At 39.2% G+C, this 19,188-nt stretch carries 24 protein-coding genes and 1 tRNA gene; all 25 read right to left on the bottom strand.

Going from position 1 to position 19,188, the window contains the following annotated elements:
• Positions 1 to 64: 64 nt before the first annotated feature.
• Entirely contained in the window at positions 65 to 2,902 is a 2,838-nt protein-coding gene (locus RWN13_RS22630; protein ID WP_314068313.1) for a phage tail spike protein, read from the bottom strand.
• Positions 2,899 to 3,672: a distal tail protein Dit gene (locus RWN13_RS22635; RefSeq protein ID WP_314068315.1), complete on the bottom strand. Its 774-nt coding sequence runs from the start codon at positions 3,670 to 3,672 to the stop codon at positions 2,899 to 2,901. Before RWN13_RS22635 ends, RWN13_RS22630 begins: the two co-directional genes overlap by 4 nt.
• Positions 3,673 to 3,687: 15 nt before the next feature.
• Positions 3,688 to 6,255: a tape measure protein gene (locus RWN13_RS22640; RefSeq protein ID WP_314068318.1), complete on the bottom strand. Its 2,568-nt coding sequence runs from the start codon at positions 6,253 to 6,255 to the stop codon at positions 3,688 to 3,690.
• Positions 6,256 to 6,354: 99 nt separating this feature from the next.
• Entirely contained in the window at positions 6,355 to 6,621 is a 267-nt protein-coding gene (locus RWN13_RS22645; RefSeq protein ID WP_314068321.1) for a hypothetical protein, read from the bottom strand.
• A gap of 86 nt (positions 6,622 to 6,707) precedes the next feature.
• Positions 6,708 to 7,064, bottom strand: a complete 357-nt coding sequence (locus tag RWN13_RS22650) for a tail assembly chaperone (protein WP_314068322.1) — start codon at positions 7,062 to 7,064, stop codon at positions 6,708 to 6,710.
• 104 nt (positions 7,065 to 7,168) lie between these two features.
• Entirely contained in the window at positions 7,169 to 7,678 is a 510-nt protein-coding gene (locus RWN13_RS22655; protein WP_314068323.1) for a phage major tail protein, TP901-1 family, read from the bottom strand.
• 11 nt (positions 7,679 to 7,689) lie between these two features.
• Positions 7,690 to 8,079 (bottom strand): phage capsid protein, encoded by a 390-nt coding sequence (locus RWN13_RS22660; protein WP_314068325.1) that lies wholly within the window; start codon positions 8,077 to 8,079, stop codon positions 7,690 to 7,692.
• Positions 8,080 to 8,089: 10 nt separating this feature from the next.
• Positions 8,090 to 8,431, bottom strand: a complete 342-nt coding sequence (locus RWN13_RS22665) for an HK97-gp10 family putative phage morphogenesis protein (RefSeq protein ID WP_314068328.1) — start codon at positions 8,429 to 8,431, stop codon at positions 8,090 to 8,092.
• Positions 8,424 to 8,735, bottom strand: a complete 312-nt coding sequence (locus tag RWN13_RS22670) for a hypothetical protein (protein ID WP_314068331.1) — start codon at positions 8,733 to 8,735, stop codon at positions 8,424 to 8,426. Before RWN13_RS22670 ends, RWN13_RS22665 begins: the two co-directional genes overlap by 8 nt.
• Positions 8,732 to 9,082 (bottom strand): phage head-tail connector protein, encoded by a 351-nt coding sequence (locus RWN13_RS22675; protein WP_314068333.1) that lies wholly within the window; start codon positions 9,080 to 9,082, stop codon positions 8,732 to 8,734. Before RWN13_RS22675 ends, RWN13_RS22670 begins: the two co-directional genes overlap by 4 nt.
• A gap of 39 nt (positions 9,083 to 9,121) precedes the next feature.
• On the bottom strand, positions 9,122 to 9,601 hold the full coding sequence (locus tag RWN13_RS22680; protein WP_314068337.1) for a phage tail protein: 480 nt from the start codon (positions 9,599 to 9,601) through the stop codon (positions 9,122 to 9,124).
• A gap of 95 nt (positions 9,602 to 9,696) precedes the next feature.
• On the bottom strand, positions 9,697 to 10,746 hold the full coding sequence (locus RWN13_RS22685; RefSeq protein WP_314068340.1) for a major capsid protein: 1,050 nt from the start codon (positions 10,744 to 10,746) through the stop codon (positions 9,697 to 9,699).
• Between the two features lie 25 nt (positions 10,747 to 10,771).
• A complete protein-coding gene (locus RWN13_RS22690) occupies positions 10,772 to 11,155 on the bottom strand; it encodes a hypothetical protein (RefSeq protein ID WP_314068343.1) in 384 nt (127 codons plus the stop codon).
• 12 nt (positions 11,156 to 11,167) lie between these two features.
• Entirely contained in the window at positions 11,168 to 11,764 is a 597-nt protein-coding gene (locus RWN13_RS22695) for a DUF4355 domain-containing protein (protein ID WP_314068346.1), read from the bottom strand.
• Positions 11,765 to 11,872: 108 nt separating this feature from the next.
• The gene (locus RWN13_RS22700) at positions 11,873 to 12,799 is read right to left on the bottom strand and encodes a minor capsid protein (RefSeq protein ID WP_314068347.1); all 927 of its coding nucleotides are present in this window, start codon (positions 12,797 to 12,799) and stop codon (positions 11,873 to 11,875) included.
• Positions 12,792 to 14,405, bottom strand: a complete 1,614-nt coding sequence (locus RWN13_RS22705; RefSeq protein ID WP_314068350.1) for a phage portal protein — start codon at positions 14,403 to 14,405, stop codon at positions 12,792 to 12,794. The genes RWN13_RS22700 and RWN13_RS22705 overlap by 8 nt, the downstream gene beginning before the upstream one ends.
• Before the next feature lie 16 nt (positions 14,406 to 14,421).
• Positions 14,422 to 15,717, bottom strand: coding sequence for a PBSX family phage terminase large subunit (locus RWN13_RS22710; protein ID WP_314068370.1), 1,296 nt, complete (start codon positions 15,715 to 15,717; stop codon positions 14,422 to 14,424).
• The gene (locus RWN13_RS22715) at positions 15,710 to 16,165 is read right to left on the bottom strand and encodes a terminase small subunit (RefSeq protein ID WP_314068352.1); all 456 of its coding nucleotides are present in this window, start codon (positions 16,163 to 16,165) and stop codon (positions 15,710 to 15,712) included. Before RWN13_RS22715 ends, RWN13_RS22710 begins: the two co-directional genes overlap by 8 nt.
• 18 nt (positions 16,166 to 16,183) lie before the next feature.
• The gene (locus tag RWN13_RS22720) at positions 16,184 to 16,399 is read right to left on the bottom strand and encodes a hypothetical protein (protein ID WP_314068355.1); all 216 of its coding nucleotides are present in this window, start codon (positions 16,397 to 16,399) and stop codon (positions 16,184 to 16,186) included.
• A 9-nt stretch (positions 16,400 to 16,408) separates the two neighbouring features.
• On the bottom strand, positions 16,409 to 16,660 hold the full coding sequence (locus tag RWN13_RS22725; RefSeq protein WP_314068357.1) for a hypothetical protein: 252 nt from the start codon (positions 16,658 to 16,660) through the stop codon (positions 16,409 to 16,411).
• Positions 16,660 to 16,893 carry a hypothetical protein gene (locus RWN13_RS22730; RefSeq protein WP_314068359.1) on the bottom strand — a complete coding sequence of 78 codons (234 nt, stop codon included), beginning with the start codon at positions 16,891 to 16,893 and terminating at the stop codon, positions 16,660 to 16,662. The genes RWN13_RS22725 and RWN13_RS22730 overlap by 1 nt, the downstream gene beginning before the upstream one ends.
• Positions 16,893 to 17,114, bottom strand: coding sequence for a hypothetical protein (locus tag RWN13_RS22735; protein ID WP_314068363.1), 222 nt, complete (start codon positions 17,112 to 17,114; stop codon positions 16,893 to 16,895). Before RWN13_RS22735 ends, RWN13_RS22730 begins: the two co-directional genes overlap by 1 nt.
• Before the next feature lie 12 nt (positions 17,115 to 17,126).
• The gene (locus tag RWN13_RS22740; protein ID WP_314068366.1) at positions 17,127 to 18,383 is read right to left on the bottom strand and encodes a hypothetical protein; all 1,257 of its coding nucleotides are present in this window, start codon (positions 18,381 to 18,383) and stop codon (positions 17,127 to 17,129) included.
• Between the two features lie 17 nt (positions 18,384 to 18,400).
• Positions 18,401 to 18,473: transfer RNA gene (locus tag RWN13_RS22745), tRNA-Tyr, on the bottom strand.
• A gap of 190 nt (positions 18,474 to 18,663) precedes the next feature.
• The gene (locus tag RWN13_RS22750; protein ID WP_314068368.1) at positions 18,664 to 19,119 is read right to left on the bottom strand and encodes a hypothetical protein; all 456 of its coding nucleotides are present in this window, start codon (positions 19,117 to 19,119) and stop codon (positions 18,664 to 18,666) included.
• Between the last annotated feature and the right edge of the window lie 69 nt (positions 19,120 to 19,188).

Raw genomic sequence — 19,188 nt, forward strand, 5'->3', positions numbered from 1 at the left:
CTTAGGTCCATTTTATATTCAGTCATTTTTTCCCTTCTTTCTATTGCTACATATATTAATCACCCTAGAAATCAATGTAATTCCTCGGGTTTACGTGACCGCTCCACATATCTGTACCTTCCATAAACTGAAAATGCGTGTGAATGCCTGTCACGTTACCAGATTCACCAATAATGGCGATTTTCTGACCTTTCGTTACTGTTGCGCCTACACTAACCAACAACTGTGAGTTGTGTCCATAACCCGTGAAAAGATTTGGTTTGTGCTGAATGATAATATAATTACCATATCCACCGTTCCAACCGTTCGCAGAAAAAACCACTGTCCCACTATTGCTAGCGTAGATAGGGGCTGAATTGTTGTTATTCACTAAATCTATTCCATTGTGTAATTCTTGTCCGCCACCAGTTGGGCTTTCTCGCCATCCAAACTCACTCGTAATAATTACAGGTGCGTCCAAAGGTTTCATAAATTCGCCTGAACTAGTCGGTGGCACTAAGTTTACAAACTTGTTATACCATTCAATGGCCCACCCTTGTCGTTCCGGATGTGCTGATGCTGGTCTTTCAAAGTTCAATTCGAATGCTAACGCCGCATTTGCTGCGCTTGTCTCAGCTTTAAAACCAGCTACTGTCGTAGGTGATACGGCGCCAATCCACTGACCATTAAACATACACCAATCAATCAATTTTCCTTGTGCAACCATCGTGACATAACTTTCTGTTATACTTGCTGCATTCATTAGCCGCTGTACATACTCACGGCCGTTCCATGTCGGGCTACCCACTAACGGATAAGCAGAACCATCCCATTGGACAGCTCCATACCCGGGACCAGCTCCACCACTTTGAGCAGTATCGGGATTCATGCTTGGCCCAACTTCACCTTGTACGTTACCTAAAATACCTGCAATAGATGCTTTACTATATCCTAGAGGTAAAAGAGTCATCCACAATTGCCAAGCGTATTTTTCAGCCTGAGTAGTGATTTCTGGCGGATATTGACCGTTCCAACCGCCACCACCTTGCCCTCCTGGAGTAACTTCTTGTCCTCCCACAAATAACTTACCCATTATTTCCACACCTTTTTTTGTAAGAGAAACTCCTGAGGTACCTGTTCCCATAAGGTCAATCCCATCTTGGCCAAACAAAGTAACTCTCGTGCTATTTTCTCCTGTGATGTGTTTCCTTGCAGGTATATATAAACCGTCGTCACTTTCATTGAAAACCTTAATAAAATCCCCGCCGTTAAGCTTTACTTGAATTGCTCTATCGGTAGGTCCACTATATCCTGCTACCCAATCAGGTAATTCTCCTGTAGTGCCTATTTCACCTATTCCCTCACTACCTCGCCAAAACTCAAGCCCTTTTTTTGTTAATTCCATAATCTTTCGGCTTGCATTCCAAATTTGAAGCAATCCGTTTACTAGTCTTAAAGTGTCACCAGTTCCATTAAACGAGCTTTCAAAAATACCGGCTCTAATCACCCCAGCTCTAATGTAATCAGCATTAAAGGTCCCGTCAATAGTCCACGCTGTTTTGAACTTGCTCATGTTAAAGTCGCCGTCTATAAAACCAATTCCCTCGCTGTTAGCTACTAGGAAGTGATCACTAGTATCCAGTGACTGCCCATTCATCCAAACCATTTGATAAGGCTCTCGTGAGTTTCCTTGCCCTGTGTCTTCTGGATTCATTAATAAGATAGATCCACCTTTAGCACCACGGATAATATCTGATTGATACTTAGATGTTTCAGTCGTTTCATAGAATGACATTTTAGACTTATCTAATACAGTTAATCCCATTTCATTGGCCACTACTCTATCGCTAGACGTCTTGTTTATGTTATCACCTAACTCTGAATAGACACGACCTGTAAGCCTGTCTAAGCTCGTTTTAAAGACTCTAGCACGATAGTGATAATCTCGGTCATACCGGTTAATTGTTACCGTATTGCCGATGGCGTCACCACCCAAAACAGTTGTTTTGAATTGAGTTAAAGGACGAGACGTTTCAATTAGCTGATCACAAGTTGCTTGTAGTAATTCTTTAGGATTTTCGATATCTTCAAAGATGACAACTTGCTCACGCTTCTTCATGCCTGTTTTAGTGGGAATGCCATAAAGAGCAGTCATTTCAGGTGTTTCCAACCAATTTTGACCTTTCGGCTTATCAAATGGATCACCTGAAGACTTCTTCCACTCAACATCTGCAAACTCTAACCTACGACCATATCCGTCCCCGACCTCTTCACCACGACCTCGGCCAATTAAAGAAGTAAATACTTGGCTACGATCTTGCTCTTTTACCACAGACAATGCGGTTTCGCCATAAGTGAAACGGTGATTACTAGCGACGCCAATTTGTTTATAAACCTCAATCCACTTATCTGTAACGCCGTCCCCTTCAATTGTGCACTTGAATAATATTTCGCAACCAAGTGTCTGCAAATACTTCAGTGATTCCTTGACCGATATATAATAAAAAGACCCGCTAACAGCCTTCAATGTGCTGTCTACGTGTCCTAGTCGCCATCCTGTGCCTTCAAGTAATCTTGTAGCAATTGATCTCATAGATTCATTAGATGGTCTAATATCTTTTACAATTGATCCGTGTAACTCGTCTGGCCCAAAGTTTACACCAATAAATGACAAAGTATTGTCCGGTTCAGATATCTTTAATATGCGATACATCGAAAATTCATCATCAAGTTCTTTTACCGCCATGTAAGCAGCATCTTTAATCGACTCCTCATAAACGGTAGCCACAGTTAATACATCGGTAATCAATATTGACTTATCGTCTTTAATCTCCTTGTCTTGGGTGCAACGAAGTAACTGGTCACCAAATGCGGTTAGTATCAAATGTTGGTTGTCATCAAAAAAATAAACACTTTCGCTCACATACTCACCTCTCTATATTTAATAGTTATAGGACCGTTACTTGATGTAATTATCTGCTCATTGTGGAGATAAAAGTTTTCGAAGTCACTTGTAAGGTCTAATAAAACTGTCTTGTTGACTCCGTTTACCAATATGCGGCCCCATCTTTCTGAAAAATCTACTTCGACTACGTCACCAATTTTGAAATTTGTCCCTGACATTGAGATAGTCTTAACGCCATCTGTTATTGTTAGCGGACCCTGCCTTGCAATAGTGACAGACATATTTAATGGCCTAGTTTTAAATGGCAATCTACCACCAATGTAACCATCTGTTTCAAATATTCGGGTATGTTTCCTTGGGTCCTGACAATAGATATCAAAACTAGAAATAAATGAATAGGAATCCCCCGGCACATCAGCTGTTGAAGAATATCGCCCTTTATAAATTAAATCTCGCTCATCATTAAAGTAAATTGGTACATCGTTTTCCCTTAACACGTACTCCATCAACCATCTGTAATTAAACATAATCATTTCTGGGTCATTATTCGTAATCATGTAATTGATTGTCAACACTCTAGGAGGGAGTGTTTGATTGGCTATGACAGAACCGACATTAATATTATCTACTTCTAAATTAACAGCCAACATTTCACGGCCACTTACTGATAAAGTGCGATAACCTTTAATTGCTTCTTCAAAAAAAATACCATCATAGTTCATTGCCGAGTTTGGCAATTTAGGACTACGACGGCACTCTCGTATTGTAGTATCTTCAAAATGATACAAATCATCACTCCTTTCCTAAAATGAAAACACAATATCAATTTCTCCGCCTTGAGTTTGCGATACATCGTCTACAAACTTCTCTAAAACTTGATTACCTAAATGCACATCTAGTTTTAATGATTGCTTGCTGCTATTTACCAGAAGCTCACTATTAGCGTTAATACTGCTTGTCATGCTCTTTCCAACTGCACTATCGAATCCATCAAGAGCAGGCATTGCAACTCTTGCACCAAATGAATTAGCGATATCGTCAGCCATTCCGCCAACGGTACTCTTAACCTGTTTAAACCCGGTTAGCAAACCACTGTTCAGACTGTCCATGATCGCATTACCTGCAGGGATTAATAACCGCTTATCATAACTGATCGGCCCTTTATGGTCCCGAATCCAATCACCAATACCGCCAACAAAGTCTTGAACGTTCTTCCAAGCGCCTTTTAATCCTTTTAGGAAACCATCCATTATGGCTTTACCAGCTTCCCACAGGTCGATTTCACCTAATTTAGTGAACCAGCTGATAACTTTATCGACAGTTTCTTTGACACTATCCACAAGGTTAGTCCACGCGTTTTTAGCGCCCGTCACCATGTTATTAAACGTCGTAACTGTATTTTTTTTCAAGTTATCCCACCAGGTAGTAACGTTAGTTACAATCGCTTTAACGGTATCAATAAACCAAGTTTTCAGGTTAGTCCATGTTGTCTTAATCCAGTTAATAGTCGCATTAAATGCGTCAATTGTCCCTTTTCTCAAGTTCTCCCAACCTTGGACTGTCCCTTTAACAATATTATCTATCGTCTGAGTAAACCAAGTCTGAATGTTTGTCCAGATTTCTTTAGCCTTCGTGCTGATCTCATTCCATTTAGTTACAGCGAACTCACTCATGATTGTCCAGAGATTACTTGCTGTTTGAACCAAGGCTGTAACGTATCCAACTATCGTATCTTTAATTGTGTTAAAAATATTAGCTGCGTTAGTCATGATCGTATCCCAAATCATGATCAAGTCTTCTTTTAATTGTCCGAAATCACCAGTTATCAATCCTACTAAAACCAAAATTGGAGCCATGATGACACTTTTAATGATTTCCCAATAAGAAGTTGCAACGGATTTGATACTTTCCCACAACCCACTAAACCAAGTTAGTAGTGGTTCAAATGGCTTTTTGATAGTGTTGACAACGTCCGCTATCCCTTCACCAACGCCTTTAAACCAATCTTTCGCGCCTTTCCAAGCGTCTTTTACACCGTTACCCGCTGATTCAGCACCAGTTTTCATTCCATCCCAAGCACCCTTTGAAGTGCCTTTAACACCTGACCATAAATCGCTAAACCATTGTTTGGTTCCGCCCCAAGCGTCTTTCACTCCTTGAACGGCATTGTCTACTCCATCGGTCAGCCCCTTCCAGATATCTGAAAAGAACTGTTTAACACCATCCCAAGCTTTCTTAACCCATTCAGCAGCATCAGAAAAAGCTTTTTTGATTGTCTCCCAAATTTTAATAACATCATTTCTGAAATCTTCGTTGGTATTCCACAGATACATGATAGTTCCAACCAAAATAAGAATCGCTGTAATCAATAAACCTATAGGGTTTGCGTTCATTACCGCATTTAAAATTTCTTGGGCCGCTGTGTATAATTGAACTGCCTTTTTAGCCGTCCCCATTACCGTTTGATATGTTGCGATAAAACCGATTATTCCAAGAATTAACGGTTTGAATGGCTCGATTTTTTTATATAAATCTCCAATCGTTTTAATAGTAGGTGGTATCAATTCGGCCACTTTACTTAATCCAGTTTCAAACTTCGCACCTATCTCACCTATCAGCTTACCTATACCACCTAAATTAGCATCTTTAAGTGAATCGTTGATTGCGCTAATAATATTAGCCATACCACGAGTAACTGCAGTTTTCATGTTGGCCAAACCGGTCCCAATACCTCCAGTCGCATCCTGAGCAATTTTTTCTAAAGATTTAAGACCGCCACCACCATTTTTATTCAAATTAATCAACGCATCTTGGAATTGTTCAACAGAAATAGAACCATCTGATAAGCCAGCTTTAAGTTCTCCAGTGGTTTTACCCATCGTTTTACCTAATGCGCTTAAAGTAGGCCCTAATCCAGCATTGATCATGCTGTTCCATGTTGCAGCATCCACCTTACCATTTGAAAATGATTGTGATAATTGAACTACTGCATTATCAACCATCGCAGTTGTGCCACCAAATCCCAAAATACCATTATTCATAGCAGCAAATATTTCTTCGGACTTACCTAAATTGTCTGTTGATGAGGCGAGCAATTGTACATTGGATATAGCGGCATCTAAAGGAGTCGGAAGGCCGTTAATACTTTTCTTCAGCTGTTCCATGGTTTTATCTACTTCGCCTGCTGCAAACCCCATATTCTCAAATGAACGGGTGGAGTTATTCAATGTGTCAAACCGTTTGATAGCTCCGCCTACTGAATCTTTCACCATGTTAATACCAGCGTCCACTAACTTAAACACGCCGATACCTTTGGCAATATCCATTATTGATGTACCAGTCTTTTGTGAGTCGGAATCTAATCCACCCATGGAACGCCTGGCATTCTCCATCGACTTAGTAAAACCGCTATCGTTAGCTGATAGTATCGCTTCAATGCTATATGATTCTATAATAATTACCTCCTTTCCTTAGAGGCTAGCTTTACGAAATAGCTCTTCGAAAACTTTGTCTTCACCCATCTGACTAAGTTGTTCCATCCCTAGGATTTCCCTTTCCTTCTTTTGGTAATCAAAGAAGGAATTAAAGTTTTTAAAGTATGGAACATCTTTTTTCCCTACTTTTTTAGAAGCTTTAACTTGTTCGGCCAACCAAGCTTGTAAATGCAAGTTGTACTCTTCATCCAATCTTTTCAGCTTATAAGCCGTCGTTCTTAACTCGAATTCATAGGGCGTCATTCGTTCGATCTCTTTAATATCAGTAATACCTAAACTTCTGAAGGAAAAAATCTTTATGTTTTCGTAAGTCTGAGCAGAACTTTCCGTTACTTCTTGTTTTTCTTCAAACTCTCGTTTAAGTTTCGCATCGCTAACTTTCCCGCATTTGATTCCGCCAGTTCCTTCATCACTTGGTCAAATAAAGCTTCAATGTCTTCTACTTCATCGATATAATCGTCAATTTCATCTTGTTCTATTAACTCTTCCTCGGTTAAATTGGCCATGTACAAGACATTAGATAGTGTGTTAACATTCGTACCCTGTAATTCGGGAACAACTTTTGCTGACAAACCGAATCCAAACTTGATGCCTTCTTGTTCTAACGGCAATCGCTTATCAATCTCCCTGACAAACTTGGTCCCAAACTTAAATGAATATGTTTTTTTATTGATTACTAATTTCATGTGTTTTCCTCCTAATATAAAAAGGCTAGCAATAAGCTAACCTTTACTCCGCTGTGATAGTTAATTCTGTTTCGCTTGTTCCCACTACAATATTAGTGGGGACGCTAGGGTGTAGCTTTAACGGTATCTTTAAAGACATATTGGACAACTTCCGCTTGATCCGTTGTAAGTGTTGCGAAACCTTCTTGGCCAACACCGTTGATAGCAAACTCTAAAGATAATTCCATTGCATCCTCTGAGTTAGCCGTTTGAGAGAAACTTGAAAGATAACCTTGGAAATAGGTAGCCGCAAACTTTTCTGAATTTTCTGCAGTTCCCTTTTCAGATTTATCAATCTCCCAGATTTCAATGAGCTCACCTTTAATTAACGCCTGCTTGAGCTCCTTAATGTGCGGATCCCCTTTTGCTGCAATTGAAGTAGCTGAGAAATCATATTCTAATTGTGATAAGCTTTGTACTGCCCCATCTTTAGTAGGTGAGCTATTTGAATCACGGCTTAAACCTACTTCATGTTCTGTCTGGAAAGCTAACTTCCATGCGGCTTTTTCTGTCTCTTCCTTAAGTAATCGATACAAAAGGATTACATCAACGCCTTGTTTTGCTTCTAATGCCATTTAAATTCCTCCTATCGTAATCTGAAATCCAGTGTGATCATCGCTCGTTTTAATGGCGTATTAGTTGTTGTATCATCAATTATGCGAATGCTGCTACCAATGATATCTAATTGCCACGCATAACCTTCAGTGTTACGTATCTGTAACGCCTCGTTAAAAATAGCAGACGCCATGTCTGAAACTTGCTTACGTTTCTTTTGCAGTCCCCAAACATTTAACATTAATGTGACATTCCCTTTAACATCAGTTTTGTTTGGTTGGTGTGTAGTGTCAGTTGATTCTATTTCCACAAAAGGATAACCGGCCTCGTTCATTGGTTTATAGTCATAGGTTGTGTAACCTAATGCTTCCGACCGTTTAAACACTTCATCAAATATCGATTGATCTCTAGTTTTAATCATTGGTTACCTCCTATTTGACTAGTCTATCCATGTCTTTCTTGAACTGTAATGATTGGGCTTTGAAATTGGGTCTTACAAAATCCTGTTTCGCCATAAATCGTGTTCCGAATATCAAGTAAGGGGCATACTCAGCCTGAATTAGTACTTTCCCTGTCAGTCCATATTGAGCAACCACAAAAATGATTGAGCGCTTAAGAAATCCAGTATCTACCGGTGCGTCACGCATCATTTTCTTTTGAAGTTCTGACGTATTCATTTTCACCACGTTCTTAACATCATTCATAGTGGCATTCTGCTTCAGCTTTTTTTCTAAAGCGTCCAACCCAGTAAATCTAACACTACGCCTAACCATCTTTAGTCACCTCTTGCACAATGAAACCAGCTCTTAAACGTGTATCTCGATACTTTGTTATTTCATAAATAAGCCCATCTATCACAACGTAGTCCCAAACCTCGTTGTAAGGTCGTAAGAGCCGAATAACCTTAGCGCCTTCCTTTATATCACCGAATAACTTAACACTTCTGTCAGTGCCTAAGTCTGTCACATTAGCCCGTTTAGTTTTAGAGTGTTTAACCGAGTCTTCGTGCTCTCCTGTTTTAGGATTGTACTTCCCTTCAGTTTCACGAATAAAAATAACTGGTTTGTTATACCTCATACAAACATCGCCGCCGATCGATTAGCGTTCGGATTATCTTCATCACGCTTTTTCTTTAACCAGGCATTTATGTCATCCTCAAATTCGGCTAATAAAGCGGCATAGTTGATTGATTGACCTTCTTGGCTGTATGAGTTCATTCCCTCGTCACCTTTGCGGTTAAACCGCTTGATAGTCACGTCAGTAACGATGTAATCAAGTTCAGTAGGTACCTCATCAACAAAACCAAGTCTAACTTTTAACTGTTTGATAGTCCGCTTGATGAAATCTGTCAATTGTGGGTCTAAATCGGTCTCTGTGATCTCTATAGACCGTTTGACCTCTGTTAGTATTGCTAGTTCATCCATGACTGCCTCCTTTCGAAATTAAAAAGGCTAGCCATGTGACTAACCTTCTGATTGAGTTAACGTTAACACGTGAGTGTCTTTTTTCGAGCCGTCAATGGTTGTGACAGTCGTTGTATAAGTCCCTGCTGGAACAACTGTTGTCCAAGCGATCAAACCACTACTGTTAACTGTTAAGCCAGCTGTTATTGGTGAGATTGCATAACTCACCGCCTTGTTTGTTGCGTTTGTAGGTGCAACTGTTGAAGTTAATTGTCGATTAGCCGCCGTTCCAGCTTCAGCAGAACTTGTTTTAGGCGAAATCGTTACGCCAGTTACCGCAATAGGTTTAGTTTTAGCTGCAGGACAGTCTACTCTAGGGCCTTCAACGCCGTCGATTTCCCAAGCTAGCTGGTACTCACCAACTGGAATATCAGTGTTAGGTGTTAAACCTGTTGCTTTTACCGTAGCTTTACCATTACCACCACGTTCTGCGCTATCTACTAGGGTGCTTCCTTTGTATAATTTCAATACATCCGCCATGTAATAGCTCCTTCCATCGTTAATCTAAGCACCTCTATTCCGCTGTAAAAGAGACCGACGTAGTGTCAGTCTCACTCACAACGTTTTGAGGGGTGCTAGGGTGTTTTAGTTGTTAAGATAAACACTTTATCAATCTGTTCGAATGACGGTAATGTAATCATTGAGGCTTTCGTCTCTACGTTAACCGGATCAGCTTTCTTCATAGTTGTAACCGCAACACCTAAATCAACAATAGATACGTTAGCAACATTAGGACTAGCCATCAAATCTGACTCTTCAGGTGTTGTTCCAAACCAGGTATTCCCCAAATCGATACCAGGAAGTAAAACAAACGTATCATTTGGAATGAATTTCTTAGTACCCGTTGAATCAGTGTAAGTTTTATCGTAAACAACGATAGATAAACCTAATTCTTCTGACACATAATCAATCAAAGATTGACGTGATAGTTTAGCTTCACCAGCATTACCATTGTTACCTAGAATCGTTGCCTTAATAGCTGCGTTTTGGCGTAAATTACGGAAAGTTTTTGTATTTAAAATAGCTCGAGAAGGACGCTCTCCAGTATCTTCTACAATGGTATCAATGGCATCTTCAATATCCTGAACCGGATCTGATTTTTCTGCGTCTTCCCATGACACCGTTACAGTCTTTTTGTGGTTCGCCGGCATACCATAATCAACATCGTAATTTTGTCCGTTTTCAGCAATTACAATGCTACCAGTCGTTAGTAATTGCATACGCATAATTTCGCGACGTACTGCAGCACCACGTAACAAATCAACAACATCGTCGAACACGCGGTTTAAAATAACATTTTTATATTCGCTGTTATTCGTTTGATTAACCATGTTTAGTTCTTGGCGCAATTCTTCATCGATATAATAAGATTCTTTAAAGAAAATCATCTTATCCATTAATTCCTCGAACCCTTTACGACCACGAGGGATTACGTCAGCACCTAATTCAGAGGGGCGCAAAGCAACTGGAGAACCAACTTTACCTTTTAGCCATGTTAACTTCATGCCTAACTGTTTCTTGTCCGGGAATAACTCTTGCCCTAAGTATGGCTCCAACTCCTGAGCTTTTGACATCCAATATGTCGCCACGTTTGGCGCTTTAACTAAATCAAAAATATTATCCATGTTTTAATTTCCTCCTATGTTTTCCTTATTTGTTACGCTTAACAAAGTAAACTTTGCCGTCTAGCGCCGTTTTCGCTTCTGCAACTACTGTGACATTTGGGAAACGGAATTCGTTTACTGTTCCAAAATAAAGTAGCGTTCCGTTCGCTTTATTTTTACCGTTGAAATGGATATCATGTAGCGCCACACCATGTGCAGTAGCTCCGTTGCCAGCTGTGTTCGTTGATGTTAGTACCGCTTGTTCAGCAGCAAAAGGATCCGCGCCGCCAATAGGCGTACCTGCTAAAATAACCTTTTTACCATCAGCCCCCGCCGTTACGCCAGCATCACCGACTACAACCGATAAGCTTTTATAGTTGCTCACATCTGCCAAAATCTGATTCTTGTTTCCGAAAGTTCGTTTTTCCATCAATAGTTCCTCCTATTTAAAATAAGTTTTCTTTGGTACTTCTGTTTTATTACGTTCTGCTAACTCTTTACCAAACGCCCCTTCACCTTTTGCAAGTGAAGTATTTCCACCAAGTGTTTCTTTTGATCCCAATCGTTTTTCAAAATCCGCTTTAATCGCTTCTCGCTCGTTATCAATTGCCTCCAGATAAGCTTTAACATTGATAGAAGTGGTCTCGGCATCGTCAGTTACAAGTAACCCTAAGACATTCTTAGAAGCTATCACACCACCTCCAGCTAACATTTCACTTGCAGTTTCAGACATCTTATTAAGAGTTTCTTTACGCTCATACTCAGCGATTTTTTCATCACGTTTTTGGATTTCATAAGCGGTTTTTTCGTCTTCGCTTAATTTAGCTAATTTCTCAACTTCAGCTTTTTCCTTTTCAGTCTGAGCTTGCCATTTGGCGAACTTTTCATCAATAATCCGATTTACATCATCATCTGAGTACTTCTTTTCGGGTTCTGTATGTTCAACTGGTTCAATAGGATCAGCAGGTGGTGTAGCTCCCCCTTTGTCTTCTGGTTCAGCAAAAAACTGCAAATTCATTCGTAATAAATTCTTTGGCATAATCTTCATTTCCTTTCCCATATCTTTTATTGTGGATAAATGCTTGCACGTTCCATAGCTTTTTACGTCATCAATGCTTAGACAATAAGAATAGCTCTTAACAACTGGTTACAATCCCCTCGCTTTCAAATCTTTATCCCATGCTTCACGATTGAAATGAGCGGCGGTGCTACAATGACAGTTCGGATGCATAGGATAGGCATTTTCTCCAATCTCCATGTCCTTCACTTTAAATATTTTGCCGTCTAACGGTTTGCAAATATCACAAGCAGTTCGTTCCGCTATATATTCGTACTCGTCATATCCAAACTCATTGTAAGATTCTCTCTGAGCTTCAAGTTGAACACGGGCCATTTCAGTCACTAATAATCTATCAGCTTCATATCTGCTGACACCGAAAGCTTTCTTTATCTCTCTAGCCAACACACGAGGATTCTTACCTTGTGTAAAACCTCTCACTAGTAACTTATCAAGTTCACTTTTTAAACCAGACTGGTTAGCCCATAGTCGCTCAGAGAAAGTTGCATTATGAAACGATGCATTGACGATTCTATCTAGAGTCTTTTTATTCAAATTACCTGTCTCGGATAGGATGCCAGCTTGTCGTTCAAATTCGGTTCTAGCTTCACCACTTAATGTTTGGCTATAAAATTTATCCAAATTGTCAAACAGATCAACCATTTCAAGTCCGATGTTAGTTTTTAGTAATTCCAACCGGTTAACTCTCATGGTCATGTTATACAAACGCATTTCAGAGTTAGCACGAGGACTAAAATTCCGTTCTTTTACATACTTACGGGCTTTTTCAGCATATTTCACTATGTCCGCCTTATCAGCTCTCACCTTAGCCTCTTCTATGGTTATTCGTTCACTACTAGCATAATTAGCATAAGCTTGGTTTATTTCAGCTAAAACTGCGTCGTAAGCTTCTACATACCGTTTCTCTAGTTGTCTTAAAAGCTTCTTTTCATCTTTGATACGTTTTTGTTGATGATCCTGTTCTCGTTTCTTCCAATACGATTGTGAGTTAGCCATCTATACCAACTTCTTCCACTTCCTCAGATACTTTGGTTTTATCAAAAGCTGTATCAATGCCGATATCAATTGGCGATTCTGCTTTCAAACGTTTCATTTCTTCGTCAGCTGGAACACCAGTTAACTTACTGGCCATTTCGCAAATCGTTTGTTCTGACACAACAGCATCCATACCGGTAATCACCTTCATGACTTCCTCATCTGACTGCGGAACGTTAGGAGTAAACAACACCTCAATATCGTTAACACGATCATAAAGGTTATCTCTCAGCTTGCTTTCTGACGTGAAGAAAACCTTAACCTTATCTCTAAACCTACTAGGCTTATTCAAGTTCTCTTTTATACTCCACGAATAAGTCAGCAACCTTAGACGTCTCATCAATGCTTTTTTTACCATTCGTTCCTTGTTCTTAATGTCGTTATCGCTACCCCATCCTTTAAACCTAAAACCGACACCAGACTGATTGCCGCCCATATTTTCATCAGTAAAATCAATTAGAGCTGTAAATCTTAGCATGTCAGCGACCAGACGATCGTTATAAGCCTCCACCCCCGTTGTGTCGTATTCCTTTTTAAGGTAATAAGCTTTAGGGTCCGTTCCCGTCTGCCCTTCTGGATACATTTTCTTGTCACCCATAATCAGCATTCTGGCTCGCAAACTATAATCGATTGCATCTTTATCAAGTGAGCCGTCAGTTTTCTTAAACGTGTCAGGGTTACCTTCTAGTACAAGCAACGCTTCTGACATATCTTGTTGAAAGTTAGCCATTTCAGATTGAGATAAATCGTAAGCATCGATGTTGTCCAACACTGGCTCAAAATCTCCTCGTCTATCCTCATTGTTAATCCATTCGTTAATTTGAACTGAATTAAAATAGGTTTGCCTCACCTGGTCCTCTTGAACGGCAATCTTACTTACATCGTCACCTTCCGACTCCAAAACATATAAAAAACCATCATTAGCATATAGCTCAACGATAGTTTTAGTTTTTCCTTTAAACTCAATTGTGTAATACCTAACTCCACAAACGCTATTCCTGTCAACACTCGTATCATATATAACAAATGTCTCAAAAACATCAAGTTTGTTGACAACTTCTTCTCCATTAACATTCCTATCAACTAATTCAAAACCCCATCCATATGTAAAAACATCATCCGCCATGAGTTGATTGTGGTATGCTTCGTTAACCCTTGTAGAAAAATCTTCTACTTTTTGAGTAATTACTTCGTCACCATTGTACTCTATCGGATTGCCGACTAGGACTCCTCGCTTGAAGGAGACGATAAACTTGGCGAAATCACTAGCTATTCTGTTATCTGCTCTTGTATCACTCTTTTTAGGTCGGTACTTGATATTGTTATCAGCCAAGCTATATCGCTTCAACTGTTTCAATCTAGGCAGCTGCCGTTCTTTATGATGGGTAATAAATCCAATCACAACATCAATAAAGCTTTGTGCCCTAAAATCAATGTGAGTCTCAATGTTCCCAGTTCCATTATTAATCATTTGAACAGTCTCTAACTCATTTACAGGAACTTTGTATATCTTGGTAGCCTCATCATCAAATCTATGACCACCTAACAGCTCAATTACTTCTTCCACCTAATCACCCCTATCCTTAAAATATTTTTTTCATGAGGTTGATCGTTTCCTTAACATCAACCGGATCTGCTTGTTTAGTCATATCTCCTGAAAATGCATACCGAGTTGAATCAATAGCATGGTTGTCTTTATCCTCAAGTCTCGCTTTAGGGTTGCCATCTTTATCAGTTTGATAGTCAATATTTTCAAACTCCCTCGCAATATTAGGCGTTCTTAGCGGGTCAATGTATATTACATCCAAATCATCAAGCCACTTTTCGCCATATTCAACGCTATCTGGACCCTTTTTAACCTGGTATAATCGTTTTATGCCGTGTTCTTCTCTCATTTCGGCATTTGATTTTGGTTCTACCTCCGCATAAATGTCTTGATAATCGTATTTGTTTCCTTTTATCCATTGGGCGGCACGCCTGTTACTGCATTTAACCTCATATAATTCATCGATAGCATAAATACAATTACGTTTCTTATCATAATGCCACCTAACAAAAGCTAATGGGTCCGTTGCGTAACCGTAATCGATACCCTGTCGGATATTATCAAAGTCAGCAACCATTTCATCTGTGATTGACCCAGCAACCACTTGAAGATTATCAAACGGCACTACACCCGAACCAATTGCCTTTCCGTCATACTCCCATTCGGCACGTAGTTTATTTCGGCTCCTAGATGCCGCCACCTCGCTTAGAAATTCTTTAGATATAAAAGGGTTATCTTTGTATGTCGAATGATGAACCAGCGTGTTTGGTGGTTGAAATGAGCTCTCATACTTCTTGTTAACCCACGATTGTTTTCTTTTAGGTGGGTTGTAGCTGTAAAAAAACTTATAAAAAAGACCATCGTCTAATTCCCCACGTAATAAGGAGTTAGTGATAGTCGTTACTTCGTCTTCTGTTTTGAACTCGCCTAACTCTTCTATCCATCCGATAGCAAATGGAAACTTAGCGTCCTTTAACGACTTTATTCGTTCGGGATTTTGAGCACCACGGAAGATCATATAGTTACCACGAGGTCTGTAGGTTATTTTTAATGGCGACTTGTTAAATCTGAACAAGTGAGTTACTTCCTGTTCTTCTATCGCCCACTTCATTTGCTCGTACAAAGACTGTTCAAGTGTATTGTCAACATACCTAATACCAACAGCATTCACAGCAAATCTCATAAGGATTTGAGTAATTACATGAGCAATATCCGAAGACTTACCAGACCCACGTCCACCTTTACAAACAACGTTAAGGATATCTGAATTCAAAGTAACTTTCCAAATTACATGAAATTTTTCAGGTATTAACTCCGATAACTTTTTAGCCATCATCCTCACCACTTATGTCATCAATAAATACTGGCATTTCAGTTATTTCAACTTTTTGTTTATCTATGAAGGCACCGTTAATCTTATAGAAATGTTCTAAAGCTTGGTTGCGTTCCTTAAACCCTGCAGAGAACTCCTTAACCTCTTCGGCAATAACTTCACCTGTCAACGGGTCTATTTCTCTGCTCACGAACTTCTGCGCTTCACCCTTAGCAATTGAAGCTGTTAAAGCTAACGCCTCTTCAATAGTTAAATGCCGCTCAATTTGAACCTCTTTTAGCTTCGTTTTGATATACTCAGAAACTTTTCCACCTTTTTCCACCAACTTCTCTCTGGCGTTCTTAGCGTAATTCTCTTTGTACCCAGCTTTTAAAGCTGATTGATATGCATTACCTGTGATGATGTACTCATCAGCGAAGATTTGTTGCCTTACATTCAATTTACTCACTTTCCACCACCACCTTAATTATCCTTTGCCCGTATACTCATACTCATCATTGGTTAACTTAAATTTGAACGTTTCAACCTCACCTGTGTTGGTATGCTTACCACCTAATCGGTATTCAGTCACACCGTAATGCTTCATAGTGCTTATCGCCATCGTAATTACCTGTTCCTCATCTGCTACCGATTCAATCAATACTTGTGTAATATCCTCAATAAACTTTTCTTGGTTCTTCATAGTTACCTCCTAACTGTTAATTAGGTTTTTATAAATCAATCTACCCTTGTAGTAACTCTCTATGTGTTTTACCAATTCAGTCAATCTTGGCTCTGTATAAAAGGCTGATAACGAAACAAATAGTTTATTCTTGTTCCCGTCAAAGTTACTTTCTATCAAAGCCCCATTATCAGTAGCCTCTTTAATGTCTCCTTTAATATTATTGATAATCGCCCGATGGAACTGCTTCGGTACTTTAATTGTCAATTGGTATAAATTCATTATTCAGTCACCACCCCATCATAAAATTCAATAAGATAACCGACAAAATTATCAATACTTTCTTTATCAGGTGATACGACCACTGCTGTGATACTCAATCCGTCATCCGCAATCGTTGTAACCATTGAAAGGAAGTTATCTTTTGCCGTTCCCTTGATTTCTTTATCAAGTCTCTCCTTATACACCTGGACAAATTCTTTATCCGGCGTAATAATCAATTTTGCTTTATTCATTACTTCACACCTCTCTTATAACCCTCATACTTATTTTGAATATGTTCGTCATTCCATTGCCCTTTACCTAAATAAACAAGGTCGCAAATAAACAGCTCGTTTTCAGTTGCTTCACGTTCCATTTCAATGATTGATCCGTACTTATTAAGTTGGACACTTTTTACATGCCAACTAGGTTTCGGGTATTCGTGATTTCTGGATAAGTACCAGTAGTTTGTCATCAGTCTCACCACCTACACGTAATACACGCCGATAGGCACATACTCGTCATACTCAATTAGAAAGAACCGCTTATGCGACATATCAAACGCATTATCTCGGTGGTAGCCATCAATAGGCGCTCTCGTCGGTGCTTGCCTGATCATAAAGCCGTCAATATCCTTATACGCCTCGTGGTGCAGGTGACCTGTAAAAGCTTCTCTAGTGATTACTCCTTCCGCTCCCCATAAATGACTAAAGATAATCGAGAACTTAGCGTGATACTTTTTCCATGTTGATTTATCTCCATGAGTCATGCCAATAAAGTTATGTCCTAACAATGTTGCTTTAAACATTTCCTTATCAGTTTGAAAGTCCACGTTCGATTGTTTGCTGTGGAGCATTTCAAGAGTTAGAGCGACCGTTTGGCCAGTTATCTCATCGTGATTACCAGGGATGTAAACAACTTCCACACACTCAGCGTGTTCTGCAGCTTTTCCAATAATTGAGTCAATATACTTTACCGCTGACTTCCAAGCAGCTTCCATATCAACTTTGTCTATAATTGTTCCGCTAGATGTGGTCCCTCTATGGTTATCATTGTGTAATAAATCGCCGCCTAATATGACCAGTATCTTCTTATAGCCATTGCTGATCTTTTTATGTGTTTTAAGAAGAGGAAGTTCATAATCTTCAAATGTAGCATTCCCAAAATGGAAATCAAAAATAGGAATAACTAGGTATTCATTACCAGTTACTCCTTTCTGTTTAGGTTCATATGGTTTGAGATTATTTGTTAACTCTTTGAATAATTCTTCATAGTCAAGCCCATTCTTAATAGGCCTGACAAATATCTTACTCTGATATAAAGGTTCCTCTCCTATTTTCTGTCCCCAGATATTATTTATTGCCTTATCTAATGTCCAAAGCATAGGATTATAGCCGTGAGCTAGTAAAACATATGAAGGGCTCTTTGATTGCTCTGTTGTCATTCTTATTTGAATATGGCTTACTTGTGTTCCGTCATTATTAATTGTTATTGAAGACTGTTTATCAAGACCAGGCAATTCAACGTTAGACTTCCGACGCTTTTCATTGGAAAACTTTTTATTAATAGCCATCACAGTTAGCTCACAACCAAACTCATGGTTTAAAATTGCTGCCACTTCTCTACTCGTGCACCCACTATTTTTTAATTCAATAGCTCTATTAAACATTTCTTCTGTCCATTTTTTTATTTGAATCACCTGCCTTAAATTAATAGTATAAAAAAACACCATGCAATTAAGCACGATGTTTATAGTCCTGACCGAGATAACAGACTTCGAACCTGTGACAACCTGATTTACAGTCAGGTGCTCTACCAACTGAGCTATATCTCATGAAAAACCACCACAAGCGCATTGCTATCAAATAAAAGGAGGTGTGCTTTCGAAATGGAGTTGGTTTGCTTGTGGTGGACATAGTTAAATCTAGCATTTCCGCTATTACCTAACTACCTGATAATACAATATTAACACGATTATGGAGCAAGAAACGGTAATCATTTTTCGAGCTTATTCACCGCCGTTTCTATCTCAATGCCAATTCTTTAGCAATTCTATCGACAATAGCTTTTTCAATTTTCCGGCAAGTATCCTCCGTTGTTCCTTTAACTGTCATCGATACTTTAGCCCATGATTGCATTCTTTTTTTTCCTTCAGCGATAGTTTCTAATTCAAAATAACGCTGTCTGATGATATCTAGAGAAGTTTTATCGGTAACCTTATTTAGGACTCTCTCAATGGCTTCGACTTCATCAACCATCGTTAAAAAATCTCTGTTAGTCCACACCCTCATATACTCATCCTCGACCGGATTGCTAATCCGACTTGATCTTACCCCACCTGTATTTTCGTCATTTTCTTTATACGGAACCCTCAAAGCTTCTTCCATCATTTCTTTTTGAGCTTTATTAGCTGGATGGTCTTTTAATAACTTTCGCACATAACTTCTTGCTTCATTACTTACAGGCGTTTTTATCACCATCTAATCCCTCCTTTTTATTCTTCCGAACAATAATAAGTTTTATTTCATCAACCATAACCAAAACATCCA

The sequence above is a fragment of the uncultured Vagococcus sp. genome, from assembly GCF_963518325.1.
Lineage (GTDB): Bacteria > Bacillota > Bacilli > Lactobacillales > Vagococcaceae > Vagococcus_D.

What these genes read in the sequence shown, in the direction of transcription:
- RWN13_RS22640 (WP_314068318.1), bottom strand. Translation starts at nt 6,255, where the DNA reads ATGGGTGGATTAGATTCCGACTCACAAAAGACTGGTACATCAATAATG.
- RWN13_RS22645 (WP_314068321.1), bottom strand. Translation starts at nt 6,621, where the DNA reads ATGACGCCCTATGAATTCGAGTTAAGAACGACGGCTTATAAGCTGAAA.
- RWN13_RS22650 (WP_314068322.1), bottom strand. Translation starts at nt 7,064, where the DNA reads ATGAAATTAGTAATCAATAAAAAAACATATTCATTTAAGTTTGGGACC.
- RWN13_RS22655 (WP_314068323.1), bottom strand. Translation starts at nt 7,678, where the DNA reads ATGGCATTAGAAGCAAAACAAGGCGTTGATGTAATCCTTTTGTATCGA.
- RWN13_RS22660 (WP_314068325.1), bottom strand. Translation starts at nt 8,079, where the DNA reads ATGATTAAAACTAGAGATCAATCGATATTTGATGAAGTGTTTAAACGG.
- RWN13_RS22665 (WP_314068328.1), bottom strand. Translation starts at nt 8,431, where the DNA reads ATGGTTAGGCGTAGTGTTAGATTTACTGGGTTGGACGCTTTAGAAAAA.
- RWN13_RS22670 (WP_314068331.1), bottom strand. Translation starts at nt 8,735, where the DNA reads ATGAGGTATAACAAACCAGTTATTTTTATTCGTGAAACTGAAGGGAAG.
- RWN13_RS22675 (WP_314068333.1), bottom strand. Translation starts at nt 9,082, where the DNA reads ATGGATGAACTAGCAATACTAACAGAGGTCAAACGGTCTATAGAGATC.
- RWN13_RS22680 (WP_314068337.1), bottom strand. Translation starts at nt 9,601, where the DNA reads ATGGCGGATGTATTGAAATTATACAAAGGAAGCACCCTAGTAGATAGC.
- RWN13_RS22685 (WP_314068340.1), bottom strand. Translation starts at nt 10,746, where the DNA reads ATGGATAATATTTTTGATTTAGTTAAAGCGCCAAACGTGGCGACATAT.
- RWN13_RS22690 (WP_314068343.1), bottom strand. Translation starts at nt 11,155, where the DNA reads ATGGAAAAACGAACTTTCGGAAACAAGAATCAGATTTTGGCAGATGTG.
- RWN13_RS22695 (WP_314068346.1), bottom strand. Translation starts at nt 11,764, where the DNA reads ATGCCAAAGAATTTATTACGAATGAATTTGCAGTTTTTTGCTGAACCA.
- RWN13_RS22700 (WP_314068347.1), bottom strand. Translation starts at nt 12,799, where the DNA reads ATGGCTAACTCACAATCGTATTGGAAGAAACGAGAACAGGATCATCAA.
- RWN13_RS22710 (WP_314068370.1), bottom strand. Translation starts at nt 15,717, where the DNA reads ATGGCTAAAAAGTTATCGGAGTTAATACCTGAAAAATTTCATGTAATT.
- RWN13_RS22720 (WP_314068355.1), bottom strand. Translation starts at nt 16,399, where the DNA reads ATGAAGAACCAAGAAAAGTTTATTGAGGATATTACACAAGTATTGATT.
- RWN13_RS22725 (WP_314068357.1), bottom strand. Translation starts at nt 16,660, where the DNA reads ATGAATTTATACCAATTGACAATTAAAGTACCGAAGCAGTTCCATCGG.
- RWN13_RS22730 (WP_314068359.1), bottom strand. Translation starts at nt 16,893, where the DNA reads ATGAATAAAGCAAAATTGATTATTACGCCGGATAAAGAATTTGTCCAG.
- RWN13_RS22735 (WP_314068363.1), bottom strand. Translation starts at nt 17,114, where the DNA reads ATGACAAACTACTGGTACTTATCCAGAAATCACGAATACCCGAAACCT.
- RWN13_RS22750 (WP_314068368.1), bottom strand. Translation starts at nt 19,119, where the DNA reads ATGGTGATAAAAACGCCTGTAAGTAATGAAGCAAGAAGTTATGTGCGA.